A 15,965-nucleotide genomic window follows, 5' to 3' on the forward strand; every position below is an offset into this window, starting at 1 on the left:
GTGCGCGTCGTCGACCGCCGTGAACGAACCCGCACGCCCTTCCGTACCGCTGAACGGATGCCGGACACCGTGACGGACGAGGCGGAGGAGCTTCGATGGCGTGGAGCAGAGGCAGTAGGGACAGGCGGGGCGCGGTGGGCTCGTCCCGGAATCGGAAGATCGCCGGCGGGGTCGCGCTCGCGGTGACCGCGGGCGTGGCCTTCGCGGTGGCCACCGGGACCGGCCAGGCGGCGGAGAACTGTCAGGGTCTGGACACGGCCCTACGCAACAACCTGACCTTCATCGCGAACCAGCGGCAGAACCCGGACGCCAACTCGGCCGCCCGCATCGCCAACCGGCAGGCCGTGGTCGACCTCATCCAGCAACGCCGCGCCGCAGCCGGCTGCACCGCCGAGGTCCAGGCAGGGCAGCCTGGCCAGCCCGGCAACGCCGGTCAGAACGGTGCCGGCGGGCAGAACGGCAACGGTGGCCAGGGCAACGCCGGGGCGAAGGAGAACTGCCAGGGGCTCGACACCGCTCTACGCAACAACCTGACCTTCATCGCGAACCAGCGGCAGAACCCGGACGCCAACTCGGCCGCCCGCATCGCCAACCGGCAGGCCGTGGTCGACCTCATCCAGCAACGCCGCGCCGCAGCCGGCTGCACCGCCGACATCCAGGTGGCCGGTACCAACTGACGACGGGCGCGGGGCGGGCCGGGTCGTTCGTCAGACCAGGCCCGCTTCGCGGAGCAGCTTCCACAGGCCGGCGCCGTCCGGGGCGGAGAGCCACTTCTGCCCCACCGGGCCGGCGGACGGGCGGTCCGCCGGGGCGGGCAGGGTGCCGGCGAGCACCGCCTGGGTGGGCGACAGCCGGCGGATCGCCACCCCGGCGACGTTGTCCGGGTGCGCGGCGGTGAACTCGCGATAGATCTCCTGGTCGTGCTGCCCGTCGTCACCGATCAGCAGCCACCGCACGTCCGGGAACTCGCGGGCCAGCCGGGCCAGGGTGGCCCGCTTGTGCTCCCGGCCGCTGCGGAACCAGCGGTCGGCCGTCGGCCCCCAGTCGGTGAGCAGCAGCGGCCCGGCCGGGTAGAGGTGCCGGGAGAGGAAGCGGGTGAGCGTGGGCGCGACGTTCCAGGCGCCGGTGGAGAGGTAGAACACGGGTGCGCCCGGGTGGGCGGTGACCAGCCGCTCGTACAGCACGGCCATGCCGGGGACGGCGGCGCGGGCGTGCTCGTCGAGGACGAAGGTGTTCCAGGCGGCGAGCAGCGGCCGGGGCAGCGCGGTCACCATCACCGTGTCGTCGATGTCGGAGAGGATGCCGAACCGGACATCCGGGTCGAGGATCCGGACCAGCGCCTCGACCGGCTCGGCGTCGGGCACGCTGAGCCGTACGCAGCCCCAGCCCGGGGTGAAGTCGGCCTCGATGACGGTGTCGACGAATCCGCTGCGGTCCGCGGTCGCCTCCTGGCGCACCCCGTCGGCCTCGATGGTCACTGTGGCGTACTTGGCGGGCAGGGTGGCGAAGCTGCGCCAGCCACGGACCTTCTCCAGCCGCCCCCGCTGCCGGGTGTCGGGGCGGCCGAGCAGCACCCGGCAGAGCACCCGCGCCCATCCGGGGGCGCCGTACCCGGCGTACGCGATGATGTTGATCCGCCACCCGGTGCGCCGCAGTCGGCGTTCCACCAGGCCGTGCACGGCGTCCTCGATACGTGCGGCCCGGTGCAGCTGCGGTACGGCCAGTTGATCCGGTGGTGTGGGTGGCACGCTGCCACCCTGCCACAACGGGACGGGGCCGGCCACGCGAGTCGGCTGCGCCGATCCACCCCGCGGCCGGGCGCCACCGTGACAGACTGCGGTCGCAGGCGACGACGGGGGCGTGGTCGTGTCGACACCGGTAGGGGACCCGGGGCGCCGGCGTCCGGCGCTGGACCGGCCGGCGCTGGTCGCGCTGCTGCTGGGGGCGGCCGGGGTCGGCTACCGGCTGGTCCTGACCCTGTTCACGCTGCCCACCTCGAACAGCGACGAGGCGACCTTCGGGCTCGCCGCGCTGCACATCGCCACCGGCCACGAGCGGCCGGTCTTCCTGTACGGCCAGCGCTACATGGGCATGCTGGAGTCGTACCTGGCCGCCCCGTTGGTCGGGCTGGCCGGGCCGAGCTGGCCGGTGCTGCGGCTGCCCCTGCTGGCGCTCTACGCGGTCTTCCTGTGGTTGGCGTACCGGCTGACCCGCCGGCTCTTCTCCCCGTGGTTGGCCGCGTTCGTGGTCGGCCTGCTGGCGCTCGGCTCGGAGCGGGTGGTGCGGGACCAGCTCACCGTGGTCGGCGGCCGGCCGGAGGTGAAGCCGGCGGTGCTGGCGATGCTGCTGATCGCGGTGGCCCTCGGCGAGCGTCGGGTGCGGCACCGCTGGCTGGCCACGGGCGTGTTCGGGCTGCTCACCGGGGTGGCGCTCTGGTCCGACTGGCTGATCGTGCCGTACCTGGCGGTGGCCGGTCTGCTGCTGCTCTGGGCAGCGCCCAGGGATTTGGTGGGCTGGCCGGGGGTGCTGCTGGTGGTCGGGTTCCTGGTCGGCGTGACCCCGATGATCAAGGACAACGTCGTCGCCCCGGACGGGCAGGACTCGCTGTCGGTGTTTCGCGAGATCAGCACCAAGGACGGGGTGGCCCCGCCCTGGTCGGACCGACTGCACGGCGGGCTGCTGGAGGGGGTGCCGCTGGCGTCCGGGCTCTGCCCGATGGACGGCTGCGCCCGATGGCAGCAGTGGTTCGGCCTGCTCTACCCGCTGCTGCTGGTGGCCGCCGCCGGGCTCGCGCTGGTCGCGTACCGGCGGGCCGCGGAGGCCGCCGGGCGGGTCCGGGCGGTCGCGCAGCTCGCCCTGGTCGCCGGGGCGGCGCTGACCCTGATCGGGTACGCGCGCAGTCCGCTCGCCGCGACCGATCCGCTGGGCAACGCCCGGTACCTGTCGGTGCTGCAGATCTCGCTGCCGGCGGTGCTCTGGCCGCTCTGGCTGGCCGCCGCGCACGCGCTCCGGGCCGCGGCCGGGGCAGTGGCCCGGCTGGGCGGCGCGCTCGCGGGGCTGGTGCTGGCGGCGCTGACCGCCGGTGCGCTGGCCGCCACCGTGGCGTTCGTCGCGGACGCGCCGGCGCTGCGCGCCGAGGAACGGGGGGCCCGCGAGCTGGCCGACGCGGTCCGCCGGGTCGGGCTGCACGAGGTGTACGGGGACTACTGGACCTGCAACCGGCTGATCTTCAACACCGGCGAGGCGGTGGTCTGCGGGGTGCTGGACGGCACTCTGACGCCGGGGCAGAACCGCTATCCGGCGTACTGGAAGCGGGTGGGGCGGGCGGCCCGCCCGGGGTACGTGCTGGCGGTCGGCTCCCCGGCGGAGCGGGGGCTGCGCCGGCTGCTCGGCGACCGGGCGGACGCGGCCGTGGTGGCCGAGGTGGGCGGCTATCGCGTGTACCACCCGGAGAGCGCCGTGCGGCCGTGGCGCTGAGCCCGGGCCGTACGCTGATCCGATGCTCATCCTGCTGCCCCCGTCCGAGGGAAAGGCCGAGGCCGGCACGGGCCGGCGGCTGGACCTGTCCCGGCTCTCCCTGCCGGAGCTGACCCCGGCCCGCGAGGAGGTGCTGACCGCCCTGGTGGCGCTCTGCGCCGGCCCGGACGAGGCGGCGGCCCGGGCCGCGCTGGGCCTGAGCGAGGGGCAGCGCGGCGAGCTGCGCCGCAACGCGCGACTGCGGGCGGCGGCCACCGCGCCGGCCGGGCGGATCTACACCGGGGTGCTCTACGAGGCGCTCGACCTGGCCACGCTGCCGCCGGCGGCGGAACGGCTGGCCCGCCGCTCGGTGCTGATCAGCTCCGGGCTCTGGGGGGCGGTCCGCCTCACCGACCGGATCCCGCCCTACCGCTGCCCGGTCGGGGCGAAGCTGCCCGGCGTCGGCGCGCTGTCCGGGTACTGGCGGGCGGCGCTCGGGCCGGCGCTGGCGGCGGCGGCCGGCAGCGGGCCGGTGCTGGACCTGCGGTCCGGGGCGTACGCCGCCACCTGGGCGCCGCGCGGGGCGGTCGCGGAACGCACCGTCACGGTCCGGGTGCTGCACGAGCGCGAGGTCGACGGGGCGCCCACCCGCTCGGTGGTGAGCCACTTCAACAAGGCCACCAAGGGCCGGCTGGTCCGCGACCTGCTCACCGCCGGCGCCCGGCCGCGCACCGCCGCCGCCCTGATCGGGGCGCTGCGGGAGCTCAAGTACACGGTCGAGGAGCAGCCCGCCGCGGCCGGCCGGCCGCGCCAGGTCGACGTCGTGGTCACCGAGCTTTAGGGCCGCGCCAGCCGCAAATTTTGCTCAAGGCTCGGGCGGAGCGGTTTCGCCGCGCCCGCGCCGGGGGTCACGGTAGGGATCCCCGAGGCAAGGAGCACCCCCGATGGCCCCCGACTCCATCAGTCTGCTCGGCCGGCCCCGCCCGTCGCCCGCACGACCGCCGCTGGACTGGCTGACCCTCGCCGACGCGTTCGAGGTGGCCTGTCTGGTGCGCTGCACCCCGCCGCCGGCCAGCGACGCCCGCCGGCCCGAGATCGGGACCTACCGGGGCGGCGTCGCCGAGTTCAACCGGGAGGACGCGGCGCGCCGGATGCGGCAGCTGCTCGGCCGCCTGGACCTGCCGGTCGAGCACGAGCTGGCCACCGGCGGGCTGCGCCGGCGCTACGAGCTGCACCGGCTGTCCGTGCCCCGGGAGCACCGGTCGACGTACGCCGCCCTGCTGGAGACCGGCTGGCGGCAGGGCCGACGGGAGCTGCTGGGCGGCCCCGTCCCCGGCGCCTCCATGGCCCGGCGGGCGTGGCGACCCCGGCTGGCCGCCGCCGCGTGGCGGGCGGCGCTGCTGGCCGGTGGCCGCCACGTACGCCGGCACAGCCTCGGCATCCGGCTGGCCGACCGGGACCTGGCCGCGATGCTGGTGCGCGGCGCGGCGCTGCTGGAGGTCCCGGCGATGCTCCGGCCCGGTGCCGGATGCTTCCTGGTGAGCGTGCCCAACGGTCCGCACCGCGCGCGGATCGTGGAGAGCGCGACCCTGGTCCCCACGGCGACGGCCTGCTGAGCCGTACGCTCGGCGGCGTCCGCGGCCGCACCGGGCGGGGGCCGCGTCGCCCGGGTTCGCGCGTCGGGAACCTGTCGGGGTTGCGCGGCGGCCGGTGCACGGCGCACAGTGCTGCCCGTGAGCCGACACTGGTCTGTGCCCGGCCGGCGTCGGGTCGCCGCGCCGGTGGCGCTGCTGATGCTGCTGTTCCCGACCCTGGTCGGGGTGGCCGCCTGCCGGGACGAGCCGCGTGAGCCGGTGCGGATCCGGATCGCCACCGGCAGTCCGACCGCCGTCTACCACGCATTCGGCAAGTCCCTGGCGACAATCCTCAACCGCGAGCTGCCCGGGGTGCAGGCCAGGGTGGTGGTCACCGCCGCCTCGGCGCAGAACGTCCGGCTGGTCGGCTCCGGGCAGGCGGAGCTGGGCTTCACCCAGGCCGACGTGCTGCCGCCACGCTCCCCCGAGCACCCCACGGTGCTCGCCGTGGCCCGGGTCTACGACGATCTGCTGCACCTGGTCACCACGGCCGGTGGCCCGGTACGGACCCTCACGGACCTGCGCGGCCGGCGGGTGTCGGTGGGCGCCGACGGCTCCGGTACGGAGATCACCGCGACGCGGCTGCTCCAGGTGGCCCACCTCGACGGCGACCAGGTCCACCAGGAACACCTGGGCCTGGACGATTCGGTCGCGGCGCTGCGGGACGGCCGGATCGACGCGTTCTTCTTCTCCGGCGGCCTGCCGGTACGCGGCGTGGCGGAGCTGGCCGGGAGCACCGCCGTCCGGATGGTGGACCTGGCCGAGTGGGCGGAGCCGCTGCGCCGCCGGTACGGGCAGGTCTACGTGACCCGGGAAATTCCCCGCTCGGTGTACGGGACGGACCCGGTGAGCACGGTGGCGAACCCGAACTATCTGATCGTCCGCGCCGACCTCCCGGAGCCGCTGGTCCGGGCGGTGACCCAGCTGCTGATGGAACGCCGGGCGGAGCTGGCCGCCGCGCACCCGGCGGCCGGCCGGATGAGTCCCCGCTCGGCGATCGTCACCACCCCGCTGCCGCTGCACCCCGGGGCGGCGGACTGGTACCGCTCCAGCAAGCCCTGACGCCGGGCGTGGGCCGGGTCAGGCCGGAGCCGCCGCGGGGTCGACCGGGCCGGCGACGCCCACCGCGTCGTCCGGGACGTCCCCGCGGGCGGCGGGTTCGTCCGGGGCGGGGAACCACAGCTCGGCGACCAGTCCCCGCGGTTCGCCCCGGCGCATGGTGAGCCGGCCGTCGGACGAGTCGACCAGCACCGCCACGATGGTCAACCCCAGCCCGGCCCCGTCCACGTTCTGCACGTCGGGCGCCCGCCAGAACCGCTCGGTTGCCTGGTCGAGCTGGCTGACGGTCATGCCGGGGCCGGTGTCGCGCACCTGCAGCACGATCCCGCCGCCGTCGGCCGGGCGGACGGTCACCGTGACCTCTCCCCCGGCACCGCTGAACTTCACCGCGTTGTCGATCAGCGCGTCGAGGGCCTGGTCGATCGCGGTCGGCACGGTCCGGGCGTAGGCGGGGACCTCGGGGGCGTCCAGCCGGAGGCTGACCGACCGGTGCCGGGCCAGCGGCAGCCAGGCCGCCACCCGGGAGGCTGCGGTCCCGGCCGCGTCCACGGTGACCCGCTGGTTCTCCTCGCGTTCGGCCCGGGCCAGCGTGAGCAGCGCGTCGAGCACCGTGGCCAGCCGGTCGGTCTCCTCCAGCGCCAGCTGGTGCTCGGCGCGGCCGTCGGCGTCGGCGAGGCTCGGTCCCAGCTCCTCCACCCGCAGCCGCAGCGCGGTCAGTGGGTTGCGCAGCTGGTGGCTGGCGTGCGCCACGAAGGCCCGCTGCCGGTCCATCACGTCGGAGACCGCGTCGGCCATGTTGTTGAAGCTGGCCGCCAGCCGGCGCAGCTCCGGCGGGCCGAGCCGGGGGCGGACCCGGGCGGTCCGGTGTCCCTCGGCGATCTCGTGGGTGACCGCGTCCAGCTCGGTGACCGGCCGCAGCACCCAGCCGGCCAGCCCGAAGGCGGTGGAGACGCAGGCCAGCACGGCCAGCAGGCCGATCCCGGCGAGCAGCAGCCACCACACGGTGACGGTGCGCCGCACCTTCCCGGCCGAGGTGGTGGTGACCACCGCGCCGAGCACCTCGCCGCCGTCGTTGATCGGGACGGCCACCACCAGCGGGCCGTCGACCCAGGGCCACACCGAGTCCGGGCCGCTGGATTGCTGGCCGGCCAGCGCGGTGTCCAGGGCCGCGTCGGCGCGCGTGCCGGACGTCCACCGCGCCGAGGCGGCCACGGTGTGCCGGTCCCGGTCGACCACCGCCGCGCCGATGCCGTAAAGGTCGTCGTAGGCGGCCAGCTCGGCGTCGAGCGGATCGGGGCCGCCGCCGCGCAGCGCCGGGCCGGCCAGCGAGGCGAACCGGGTGGCGTCGGCGAGCCGGTCGGCGCGCACCCGGTCGGTCTCCCGGGTGGCGAGCGTGGCGGCCAGCGGGGTCTCCAGCGCCAGCAGCACGAGCACCATCAGGAGCAGGTAGCTGATCACGAGCCGGCGACGCACCCCGGCCTCCTCACTCGCCGCGGAGCCGGTAGCCGACCCCGCGTACGGTCTCCACCAGCGTCGGGTCGCCGAGCTTGCCGCGCAGCGAGCCGACGTGCACCTCGACTGTGTGCCGATCGGCCCAGACCGTGCCCCAGACGTCGAGCAGGATCCGCTCCCGGGGCACCGCCACGCCCGGCTGCCGCGCCAGCGAGAGCAGGATGTCGAACTCCTTGCGGGTGAGCGTGACGGCCCGGCCGGCGACGCTGACGGTGCGGCCACCCACGTCGATCTTGACGACGCCCGCCTCGATCAGGCTGCGCTCCGGCACGGTCTGCGCGGCCCGGCGCAGCACCGCCTCGATCCGCGCCTGGAGCTCCACCATGGAGAACGGTTTCACGACGTAGTCGTCGGCGCCCAGCCGCAGGCCGAGCACACGGTCCCGCTCCTCACCCCGGGCGGTCACCGCGATGATGCCGAGTTGGCTGCTGCGCCGGCGCAGCTCCCGGCAGAGATCGGTGCCGTCCCCGTCGGGCAGGGTCAGGTCGAGCAGCACCAGGTCGCAGGGGGCGGCGGAGAGCGCCGCCTCGACGGTGGCCGCGTGCTCCACCTGGTAGCCGCGCCGGGTCAGGGCGGACGAGAGGGCGGCCGCCACCCGCCGGTCGTCCTCGACCAGGAGGATTCGCACCCGTGTCTCCATCCGCTCGACGTGCTGCCCTGCGAATGGTGGCAGACGCGGCGGCGGGACGGGAGGGCGGCTGCCGGTCAGAGTCCGAAGACCTCGTCGGCGGTGGCGTCCCGCACCCCGTCCACGAACCCGCGGAAGCCGGGGTCGTCGTGGCTGGCCGGCACGCTGGTGATGTTCTCCCCGGTGGCCTGGGTGACGGCGTCGACCAGCGGCTGGTAGTCGGTCTCCGCGTCGGTGAAGCTGTCGTCGTCCGCCTGCCCGAGGTTGATCACGTGCTGGACGTCCTCGGTGGGGGTGTCCGGGTCGCCGGCCCACTCGGTGCCGTACCGGTAGCACTCGTCGTAGACGGCCCGTTCGCCGTCGGTCCAGTCGTCGTCGTAGCTCTGCATCGCCATCCCTCCGCGCGGCCTCCGTCCGAGCATGCCGGCTGACGGCGACCGAGCGCGGTAGTACGCGCGAACCGGGTCCGGCGATCTAGGCTGCGCTGGTGATCTACAAGATTCTCTCCAGCACCGAGTGGGAACAGGCGCAGGCGACCGGCGAGTTTTCCGGCACCGAGATGGACCGGCAGTCCGGGTTCATCCACCTCTCCGGCGCCGACCAGGTGGTGGAGACCGCCCGCCGGTTCTTCGCCGGGGTGACCGGCCTCACCGTGCTGGCCGTGGACCCGGACCGGCTCGGTGCCGCGCTGCGCTGGGAGGCGTCCCGGGGCGGTGCGCTCTTCCCGCACCTGTACGCCGCGCTGCCGGTCGGGGCGGTGGTGACGGCGCACCCGCTGCCGGCGGACCGGCCCGCCGCCGACGCGATCGCCGACCTGCTGCGCTGAGCCGTCCGCCGGGATCGGGCCGACGGGCGCCGGTCGAGCCGTGGGCGCCGACGGATACGGGCGGCGGGACGAGGTCGTCCCGCCGCCCGTGCGGCTCGCGTGCCGGTCAGGCGCAGAGTCGGGCGATCTCCGTCCGGAAGCGCTCCATCGAGTTCGGCTCGTCCGGTCCGAGCAGGTACGTCTTCAGCTCGCGCCGCGCCTCGGTCATCGGGTCGTCGCCGGCCCGGGTCAGCGCGACGATCTTCTCCAGCTCGCCGCAGTCGGCGGAGAGCAGGTACGCCGCCCGCGCGGTCGGGAAGTTGCGTCGGAACTCGTCCTCCGGCAGCCCGCTCGGGTTGGCCACGACGTACGGCCGCTGGCTCTGCACGAAGTCGGAGACCACACTGGACACGTCGCTGATCAGCAGGTCGGTCTGGTTGAAGCAGTCGAACAGCCCCGGCGTCCGGCCAGTGACCACCCGGTGCCCCGCACCGTCCAGCGAGGACGCGTCGGGGTCGCCGCCGGCCGCCCGGATCAGCCCCACCACGCGCTCGTGCACGGCCTTGGCCTCCTTCGAGCGGGAGCCGGTCAGCGGGTGCGGCTTGTAGATCAGCCGGACCTTGCTGCTCTCCAGCAGGCCCTTGACGATCCGCTCCCCCATCAGCACCAGCGAGGTGTGGTACGGGTCGTCGTCCAGCCAGCCCTCCCAGGTGGGGGCGTAGAGCACGGTGAACGGCCGGTCGACCGACTCCGCGCCGAAGGTGTGCACCCCGGCGAGCTGCGGCCGTCCGATCTCGACGATGTCCTCGTCGCGGACCCCGACTCCGGCCCGCGCGTAGCGCTCCCGCCCGGCCAGACCGGCCACCCAGACCTCGTCGTAGACCTTGCTGTACGGGTTGACGCTGGCCTGCTTGTCGCTGTCGCCGTGCCCGACGAAGACGTGCTTCATGCCGGGCTCGCGCAGCATGTGGATGTTCGCGCCGACGTTGGCGGCGTAGAGGGCGGCACGGATGCTGCCGAACTCCAGGTTCATGAAGTCCACCCCGGCCGGGGCGCAGATCACCGGCAGCCGGGTGTCGGCCATCTCCTGGAACGCCTCCCGACTGCGCATCAGCACCACCGCCGGGCGTTCCAGCGCCTCGACCGGGGCGAGCCACATGTTGGCCTGGTAGACGTCCTTCGCCGGGCCGGCGAAGTAGAGCGCCACCTCTGGCCGGTAGCTGTCCAGCCAGCGCTGCACGGCGGGCAGCAGGGGGCTCTGGCCCGTGCCGCGGCCACGCAGCCAGGTCAGCGCGACCACCAGGCCGACGATCGCGCTCAGCAGCGCGGCGACGGCCCCGGCGACCAGCACGGGGGCGGCGTCGTCGACCACCGCGGTGGCGACCGCACCGGGGATCAGCAACGCGTTCAGGAAGGGCAGCCGCTCACCGGCGACACCGGCCGCCCACCAGGGTGGCTGGGGCGCGGAGCGGATCGGCCCGAGGTCGATGTTGCGGACCAGCGCGGAGGTCGGGTTCCGCCGGTCGATCATGGTGTTCAGGGCGCCGGCGAAGATGGCGATCACCCAGACCGCGGCCACCAGCACGGTCAGGGCCAGGGCCTGCGGCGCGCCCGGGCGGACCGCGGCGAGCACCAGCAGCACCGCCCCGAGGTCCCGGGTGAGCTGCCGGTAGGCCCGGCCGAGACCCACCTTCTCCAGCAGCTTCAGCGAGGGCTCCGACCACCGGGTCACCGCGAACTCGCCGAGCACCGCCGCGATGCCGGCGACTGCGAACAACCAGACGACGCCGAACCCGCCCGCGACCAGCGCGACCAGGTAGCAGAGCACCAACAGGGCGCCGCGGGGGGCGGTGCCGATACGTCCTGTCAACGTGCCGAACAACGAGTACGCTCCCTCAGATCGATGACGGGCACGGCCCGACGGTCGTCGACGTCACGCCTGCGACACCGGGACCGGGCCGAGCGGTCCGGCGGTGACTGCGACCTTAACGCGAGTGGACATCCCGGCGTCGCCCGGGTATGCCAGACCATAACGGTCACGCCGTGCGAAGCCACCCGTACGGCGCTACATCGCCACACCGCTTGCTCGGGGTGGTTCAGCCGACCTTTCCGTAACAGGTCATGGCACCCGGGCCCTTGCGCGACGCGAGCTTGTGGAAGCCCAGCTCGACGGCTGTGTCGCGGGCGTAGTGGTTGCCGTTGTAGACGCAGATCGTGCCGACGCCGACCCGCTGCGCGGCGGCGGCCACCTCGGCCCGCGGCGGCTGCAGCTTTCCCTCGGCGAAGCGGGCCAACAGGAGCCGGTCCTTGGCGAAGTCCGAGTTGAGGTCGTACTCGACCAGGTACATGTCGCGGGGCAGGACCACCCGCACCTCGCTGGTGACGATCAGGGAGGTGCGCATGATCACCGGCGGGGCGAGCAGCAGCCCGTCCGGCCGGTCCTGCTTCTTGATCCAGAAGGCGATCCGCTGCCGCTGCTCGGGCAGCTTCCAGGTCGGCCGGTCGCTCATGGTGACCCAGCTCTTCGGCGACCACATCGGGGTGCCCCAGACCGCGAAGACGGCCACCATCGCCGCCGCCACCGCCCCGCCGACCGCGCCGCGCAGCAACCGTGACGGCGACCGCACCTCGACCGTGCACAGCAGACCGATCAGCGTCGGCAGCGCCAGCACCCAGGGCACCCGCCAGAGCACCACGGAGATCCCGGTGAGCGCGCCGAGGGTCTCCAGCACACCAGGGACCAGCAGGACGCTCAAGGTCAACGCCGCGCCCGCCGCGAGCACAGCCGGGGTGCGGCGCCGGGCCAGCAGCGGGCCGCACCACAGGGCGATCCCGCCGATCACCCCGATGATCCCGATCATGAGGGTCCGCCGGTAGGTGTACTGGGCGTCGAAGAAGGCACTGTCGGCGCCGACGGCGTTCATCCCGCCGAGCAGCAGCCGGGACGCCACGATCGCCCCGACCGGGTAGACGACCGCGGCCAGCCCTCCGATCACCGCGTCCTTCCAGCGGCCGACCAGCAGCATGGCCAGCCCGGCGGCGCCGGCCAGGATCGGCAGGATGATGGCCGAGGTGGTGGTGAGACCGGTGGCGGTGACCGAGAGCGCGAAGACCATCAGCAGCGCGCGGCGGCTGCGGGTGTCGAACCACTCGGTGAGGTAGAGCCACATCAGCGGGATGACCGCCGAGACGAACATGCCCTTGCCCTCGTAAAGCCGGGGCAGGTGGTAGGTGCCGAGCGCGGCGTCGCCACCGGCCACCAGGTAGAGAAAGGCGACGGCCACGCTGAACGCGAGCACCGGCCGGCGCGGGGCCCACCGGTGGGTCAGCCGCCACAGGGCCAGGACGGCCAGCACCGCCATCACCGGCAGCGCGACGTACCAGGTGGCCGAGGCGCCGTGGATGCCGAGGACGTGCCCGAGCGCGCCGTCGAAGACCTCGATGGAGGGCGTCGGCGGCTGCGAGCCCATCGCCCGGGCCACGTTCTCGGTGAAGAGGAAGTCGTTGAGCGGCACGGTGTCCCGCTCGGCGACCCAGACCGACCTGCCGACGTAGTAGACGTCGTCCGGGGTGTTCCGGGCGATGTAGAACGAGGAGATCGCCACCCCGATGGAGACGACCAGCGCGTACGCCGACTGGCCGGCGGTCGGGGCGGGGGTGGCCGGGGCCGGGCCGGCACGCCAGTCGCGCCGGGTGAACAGCATCACCCCGACCGCGGCCAGGGCCCCGGTGACGGCCGGGATCCACCACGACACCCCGGCGCCGGCCGGGGTGTTCGCCAGGCCGGCGGTGACCGCCGCGACCACCCCGGCCGCCAGCACCGGGAGCAGCCAGCGGCGTGGGTGCCGGGCGACGGCGGGGGCCTCGACCGCGCCGACGTCCGCCGCCGGCACCGCCGACCCGCGACGCCGGGACCGCGCCAGCGTCCAGCCGACGAGCACTAGGCAGCCGGCCACCCAGATCAGGAACGTGACCGACGGGCGGAGGTCGACGAAGAGGGCCGCATGGTAGAGCACCGTCCACAGGGCGAAGCCCAGCACGCCCGCGTCGGTGACGACGGCGGGCGCCGCCGCGACGGCTGCGCCGAGGCGGCTGCCGCGCGGGGACTGCGGGAGTTCGGGGGCGGCGTCCGCGATGGCGGGGCGCGGCGCCACGGCGACGTGGTCGGCGTTCGACACGGGTCGTCCTTGTCGTCGTACTGGTGGGTGGATCCCGTACGGTGGGCGGCGCCACCCGGCGGTCCCCCGGTCCGGTCTCGCAAGAGACTAGCCGGGCCCGCGCGATCACGTGGTCCGGCGTCGCGGTGGGTGACCGGGGCGGTGCGTGTGTCCGGTCATCCCGAGACGGGCGCCTCGCGCTGCCGGGGCACGGCGGTGACCGCGGCCAGCCCCGCGACGACGGACTCCACCAGGGTCTCCAGGTAAGGATCGGCGAGCGGGGTGCGGGCGATGGCGAGCCGCCAGTAGAGCGGCCCCACGATCAGGTCCACCGCGACGTCCGGATCGACGTCCGCCGGCAGCTCGCCCCGCTGCACCGCCCGCAGGATCAGCTGGCCGGCGATCTCCTGCTGCTTGCTGCGCAGCACCTGCTGCAGCGTCTGGTCGATGGTCGGGTTCCGAGCCGCCTCGGCGAGCAGGTCGGGGATGATCTGCGAGGCCAGCGGGTGGCGCAGCGCGTGGGTGACGACCTGGAACAGCAGATTGAGATCGCCACGCAGGCTGCCGGTGTCCAGCGACGGCAGCTTGCTGCCCGCGGCCGCCACGACCGTCTCCAGCACCAGCTCGAGCTTCGAACTCCAGCGGCGGTAGACCGCGGTCTTGCTCACCCCGGCCCGGCGGGCGACCGCCTCGATGGAGAGCCGGCCGTAGCCCACGGCGGCGAGTTCCTGCATCAGGGCCTTGCGGATGGCCGTGGTGATCTCGCCCCGCAGCACCGCCGCACCGGCGGGCGCGCGCCTCTTCCCGGTCGTCACGGGAGACTCTTCTCGGCTGTCACGTGGGACAATGTACCGCAACGACGGTACGGTTGCGTCCCGACGTGTTTTGGACTACCGTCCACCCCGCGACGAGCCCCCCTCCGGCCCGCGCGCGGACGCACCGGACCAGCTCATCGTCACACCCCGTCCCGTTGTACGAAAGATCGGAGCGCCCAGCTCATGGCCAACACCGCCCTGGCCGGCCCCGACGCGGGCCTGACCCAGGCGCAACTGGCCGCTCGGCACGGCCTGCGGGTCGCCGGCGAGCGCCCGTCGCTGGTCGAGTACAGCCGTCGACTCTGGGCCTACCGGCACTTCGTTGCCGCGTACGCCAACGCCAAGCTCCTCGCCTCGTACAGCAACGCGAAACTGGGCCAGGTCTGGCAGGTGCTGACCCCGCTGACCAATGCCGCGGTCTACTACCTGATCTTCGGCCTGGTGCTCGCCCAGAACTCCATCCCGAACTTCATCGCGTACCTGACCACCGGCCTGTTCATCTTCAACTTCACGCAGAGCGCGATCCTGGCCGGGACGCAGTCGATCAGCGGCAACCTCGGGCTGATCCGGGCCCTGCACTTCCCCCGGGCGAGCCTGCCGCTGGCCGCCACGCTCACCCAGTTCCAGCAGTTGCTGGCCTCGATGGTCGTGCTGATCGGCATCGTGCTGTTCACCGGCGAGCCGCTCACCCTCCAGTGGCTGCTGCTGCCGCCGGCACTGGTGCTCCAGGCGATCTTCAACGCCGGCGTGGTGCTGATGGTGGCTCGGATGGGTGCCAAGGCCAGCGACCTGAAGCAGGTCATGCCGTTCATCATGCGCACGTGGATGTACGGCTCCGGCGTGCTCTACAGCGTGCGCCTGTTCAGCCGGCTGCCGGAGTGGGCCAGCACCCTGATCGAGTTCAACCCCATGCTGGTCTACATCGAGCTGGCCCGGTACGCCCTGCTCGAGCAGGCGCCGATGCTCAACCAGTCGCTGACCCAGCTCTGGCTGGTCGCGGCCGGCTGGGCCGTGGTGGCCGGCATCGGCGGGTTCATCTACTTCTGGCGAGGCGAACAGGAGTACGGCCGTGGTTGAGCACTTCAACGGGTCCGACGAGGCCACCCTGACGCTGCCCGCCCTGCAGGCGCGGATCCCCACGGTGGTGGTGGACGAGGCACACATCGTCTACCGGGTGCACAAGGGCGCCAGCGGCGGCACCACCCCGGTCGCCGCGCTGCGCCGCCTGGTCAAGCGCACCTCCGCCCCCAACGTGCGGGAGGTACACGCGGTCAAGGGGGTCAGCTTCACCGCGTACCGGGGCGAGGCGATCGGCCTGATCGGCAGCAACGGCTCCGGCAAGTCCACCCTGCTGCGGGCGATCGCCGGGCTGCTCCCGGTCGACCGCGGCGCGATCTACACCCAGGGCCAGCCGTCCCTGCTCGGCGTCAACGCCGCGCTGCTCAACGACCTCTCCGGTGAGCGGAACGTCACCCTGGGCTGTCTGGCCATGGGGATGCCGCCCGAGGAGGTCGCCCGGCTCACCCCGGAGATCATCGACTTCTCCGGCATCAACCAGCGCGGCGACTTCGCCTCGCTGCCGATGCGCACCTACTCCTCCGGCATGGCCGCCCGGCTGCGTTTCTCCATCGCCGCCGCCAAGAAGCACGACGTGCTGCTCATCGACGAGGCGCTCGCCACCGGCGACAAGGGCTTCCGCAAGCGCAGCGAGCAGCGGGTCCGGGAGCTGCGGGAGAGCGCCGGCACGGTGTTCCTGGTCAGCCACCAGCTCTCCTCGATCCGGGACACCTGCGAACGGACGATCTGGCTGGAATCGGGCGACCTGCGCATGGACGGCCCCACCGACGAGGTCATCCGGGCGTACGAGGACTTCTCGAACGGCAGGTAACGTCGGGGGGT

15 protein-coding genes are annotated in these 15,965 nt (G+C 73.9%); 8 read left to right on the top strand and 7 right to left on the bottom strand.

Going from position 1 to position 15,965, the window contains the following annotated elements:
* The first annotated feature begins 95 nt into the window (after positions 1 to 95).
* Complete coding sequence (locus tag ACL02O_RS10280; protein ID WP_412817768.1) at positions 96 to 677, top strand: hypothetical protein; 582 nt, start codon at positions 96 to 98, stop codon at positions 675 to 677.
* A gap of 30 nt (positions 678 to 707) precedes the next feature.
* On the opposite strand, the gene ACL02O_RS10285 is transcribed toward ACL02O_RS10280, so the two are convergent.
* Positions 708 to 1,784, bottom strand: coding sequence for an App1 family protein (locus tag ACL02O_RS10285; protein WP_412817769.1), 1,077 nt, complete (start codon positions 1,782 to 1,784; stop codon positions 708 to 710).
* Positions 1,785 to 1,866: 82 nt separating this feature from the next.
* Here ACL02O_RS10285 and ACL02O_RS10290 point away from each other — a divergent pair, with 82 nt between their 5' ends.
* The 4 genes from ACL02O_RS10290 to ACL02O_RS10305 all read left to right on the top strand — a co-directional run bounded on the left by ACL02O_RS10290 (position 1,867) and on the right by ACL02O_RS10305 (position 6,152).
* On the top strand, positions 1,867 to 3,477 hold the full coding sequence (locus ACL02O_RS10290; RefSeq protein ID WP_412817770.1) for an ArnT family glycosyltransferase: 1,611 nt from the start codon (positions 1,867 to 1,869) through the stop codon (positions 3,475 to 3,477).
* 22 nt (positions 3,478 to 3,499) lie between these two features.
* A complete protein-coding gene (yaaA, locus tag ACL02O_RS10295) occupies positions 3,500 to 4,297 on the top strand; it encodes a peroxide stress protein YaaA (protein ID WP_412817771.1) in 798 nt (265 codons plus the stop codon).
* Between the two features lie 103 nt (positions 4,298 to 4,400).
* A complete protein-coding gene (locus tag ACL02O_RS10300; protein WP_412817772.1) occupies positions 4,401 to 5,072 on the top strand; it encodes a hypothetical protein in 672 nt (223 codons plus the stop codon).
* A gap of 117 nt (positions 5,073 to 5,189) precedes the next feature.
* The gene (locus ACL02O_RS10305) at positions 5,190 to 6,152 is read left to right on the top strand and encodes a TAXI family TRAP transporter solute-binding subunit (RefSeq protein WP_412817773.1); all 963 of its coding nucleotides are present in this window, start codon (positions 5,190 to 5,192) and stop codon (positions 6,150 to 6,152) included.
* An 18-nt stretch (positions 6,153 to 6,170) separates the two neighbouring features.
* Here the strand turns inward: ACL02O_RS10305 and ACL02O_RS10310 are convergent, their stop codons facing one another.
* From ACL02O_RS10310 to ACL02O_RS10320, 3 genes are all read right to left on the bottom strand, one after another.
* Positions 6,171 to 7,622 carry a sensor histidine kinase gene (locus tag ACL02O_RS10310; RefSeq protein ID WP_412817774.1) on the bottom strand — a complete coding sequence of 484 codons (1,452 nt, stop codon included), beginning with the start codon at positions 7,620 to 7,622 and terminating at the stop codon, positions 6,171 to 6,173.
* 10 nt (positions 7,623 to 7,632) lie between these two features.
* Positions 7,633 to 8,301: a response regulator transcription factor gene (locus tag ACL02O_RS10315; RefSeq protein WP_412817775.1), complete on the bottom strand. Its 669-nt coding sequence runs from the start codon at positions 8,299 to 8,301 to the stop codon at positions 7,633 to 7,635.
* 65 nt (positions 8,302 to 8,366) lie between these two features.
* Positions 8,367 to 8,678, bottom strand: a complete 312-nt coding sequence (locus ACL02O_RS10320) for a hypothetical protein (protein ID WP_412817776.1) — start codon at positions 8,676 to 8,678, stop codon at positions 8,367 to 8,369.
* Between the two features lie 98 nt (positions 8,679 to 8,776).
* Here ACL02O_RS10320 and ACL02O_RS10325 point away from each other — a divergent pair, with 98 nt between their 5' ends.
* A complete protein-coding gene (locus tag ACL02O_RS10325; protein WP_412817777.1) occupies positions 8,777 to 9,115 on the top strand; it encodes a DUF952 domain-containing protein in 339 nt (112 codons plus the stop codon).
* Between the two features lie 106 nt (positions 9,116 to 9,221).
* Here ACL02O_RS10325 and ACL02O_RS10330 read toward each other — a convergent pair whose 3' ends face one another.
* From ACL02O_RS10330 to ACL02O_RS10340, 3 genes are all read right to left on the bottom strand, one after another.
* A complete protein-coding gene (locus ACL02O_RS10330) occupies positions 9,222 to 10,976 on the bottom strand; it encodes a CDP-glycerol glycerophosphotransferase family protein (RefSeq protein WP_412817778.1) in 1,755 nt (584 codons plus the stop codon).
* Positions 10,977 to 11,190: 214 nt separating this feature from the next.
* Positions 11,191 to 13,272, bottom strand: coding sequence for a DUF6077 domain-containing protein (locus tag ACL02O_RS10335; protein ID WP_412817779.1), 2,082 nt, complete (start codon positions 13,270 to 13,272; stop codon positions 11,191 to 11,193).
* 155 nt (positions 13,273 to 13,427) lie between these two features.
* Positions 13,428 to 14,027, bottom strand: a complete 600-nt coding sequence (locus ACL02O_RS10340; protein WP_412817814.1) for a TetR/AcrR family transcriptional regulator — start codon at positions 14,025 to 14,027, stop codon at positions 13,428 to 13,430.
* A gap of 222 nt (positions 14,028 to 14,249) precedes the next feature.
* On the opposite strand from ACL02O_RS10340, the gene ACL02O_RS10345 reads away from it, so the two are divergent.
* Entirely contained in the window at positions 14,250 to 15,143 is an 894-nt protein-coding gene (locus tag ACL02O_RS10345) for an ABC transporter permease (protein WP_412817780.1), read from the top strand.
* Positions 15,136 to 15,954, top strand: a complete 819-nt coding sequence (locus ACL02O_RS10350) for an ABC transporter ATP-binding protein (protein ID WP_412817781.1) — start codon at positions 15,136 to 15,138, stop codon at positions 15,952 to 15,954. The genes ACL02O_RS10345 and ACL02O_RS10350 overlap by 8 nt, the downstream gene beginning before the upstream one ends.
* Positions 15,955 to 15,965: the final 11 nt, after the last annotated feature.

This window comes from Micromonospora mangrovicola (assembly GCF_047200535.1).
In the GTDB taxonomy this organism is placed as follows: domain Bacteria; phylum Actinomycetota; class Actinomycetes; order Mycobacteriales; family Micromonosporaceae; genus Micromonospora.

Bases quoted from the DNA above. Each gene is read 5' to 3' on its own strand.
- ACL02O_RS10315 (WP_412817775.1), bottom strand. From the start codon at position 8,301: ATGGAGACACGGGTGCGAATCCTCCTGGTCGAGGACGACCGGCGGGTG.
- ACL02O_RS10280 (WP_412817768.1), top strand. From the start codon at position 96: ATGGCGTGGAGCAGAGGCAGTAGGGACAGGCGGGGCGCGGTGGGCTCG.
- ACL02O_RS10320 (WP_412817776.1), bottom strand. From the start codon at position 8,678: ATGCAGAGCTACGACGACGACTGGACCGACGGCGAACGGGCCGTCTAC.
- ACL02O_RS10300 (WP_412817772.1), top strand. From the start codon at position 4,401: ATGGCCCCCGACTCCATCAGTCTGCTCGGCCGGCCCCGCCCGTCGCCC.
- yaaA (WP_412817771.1), top strand. From the start codon at position 3,500: ATGCTCATCCTGCTGCCCCCGTCCGAGGGAAAGGCCGAGGCCGGCACG.
- ACL02O_RS10345 (WP_412817780.1), top strand. From the start codon at position 14,250: ATGGCCAACACCGCCCTGGCCGGCCCCGACGCGGGCCTGACCCAGGCG.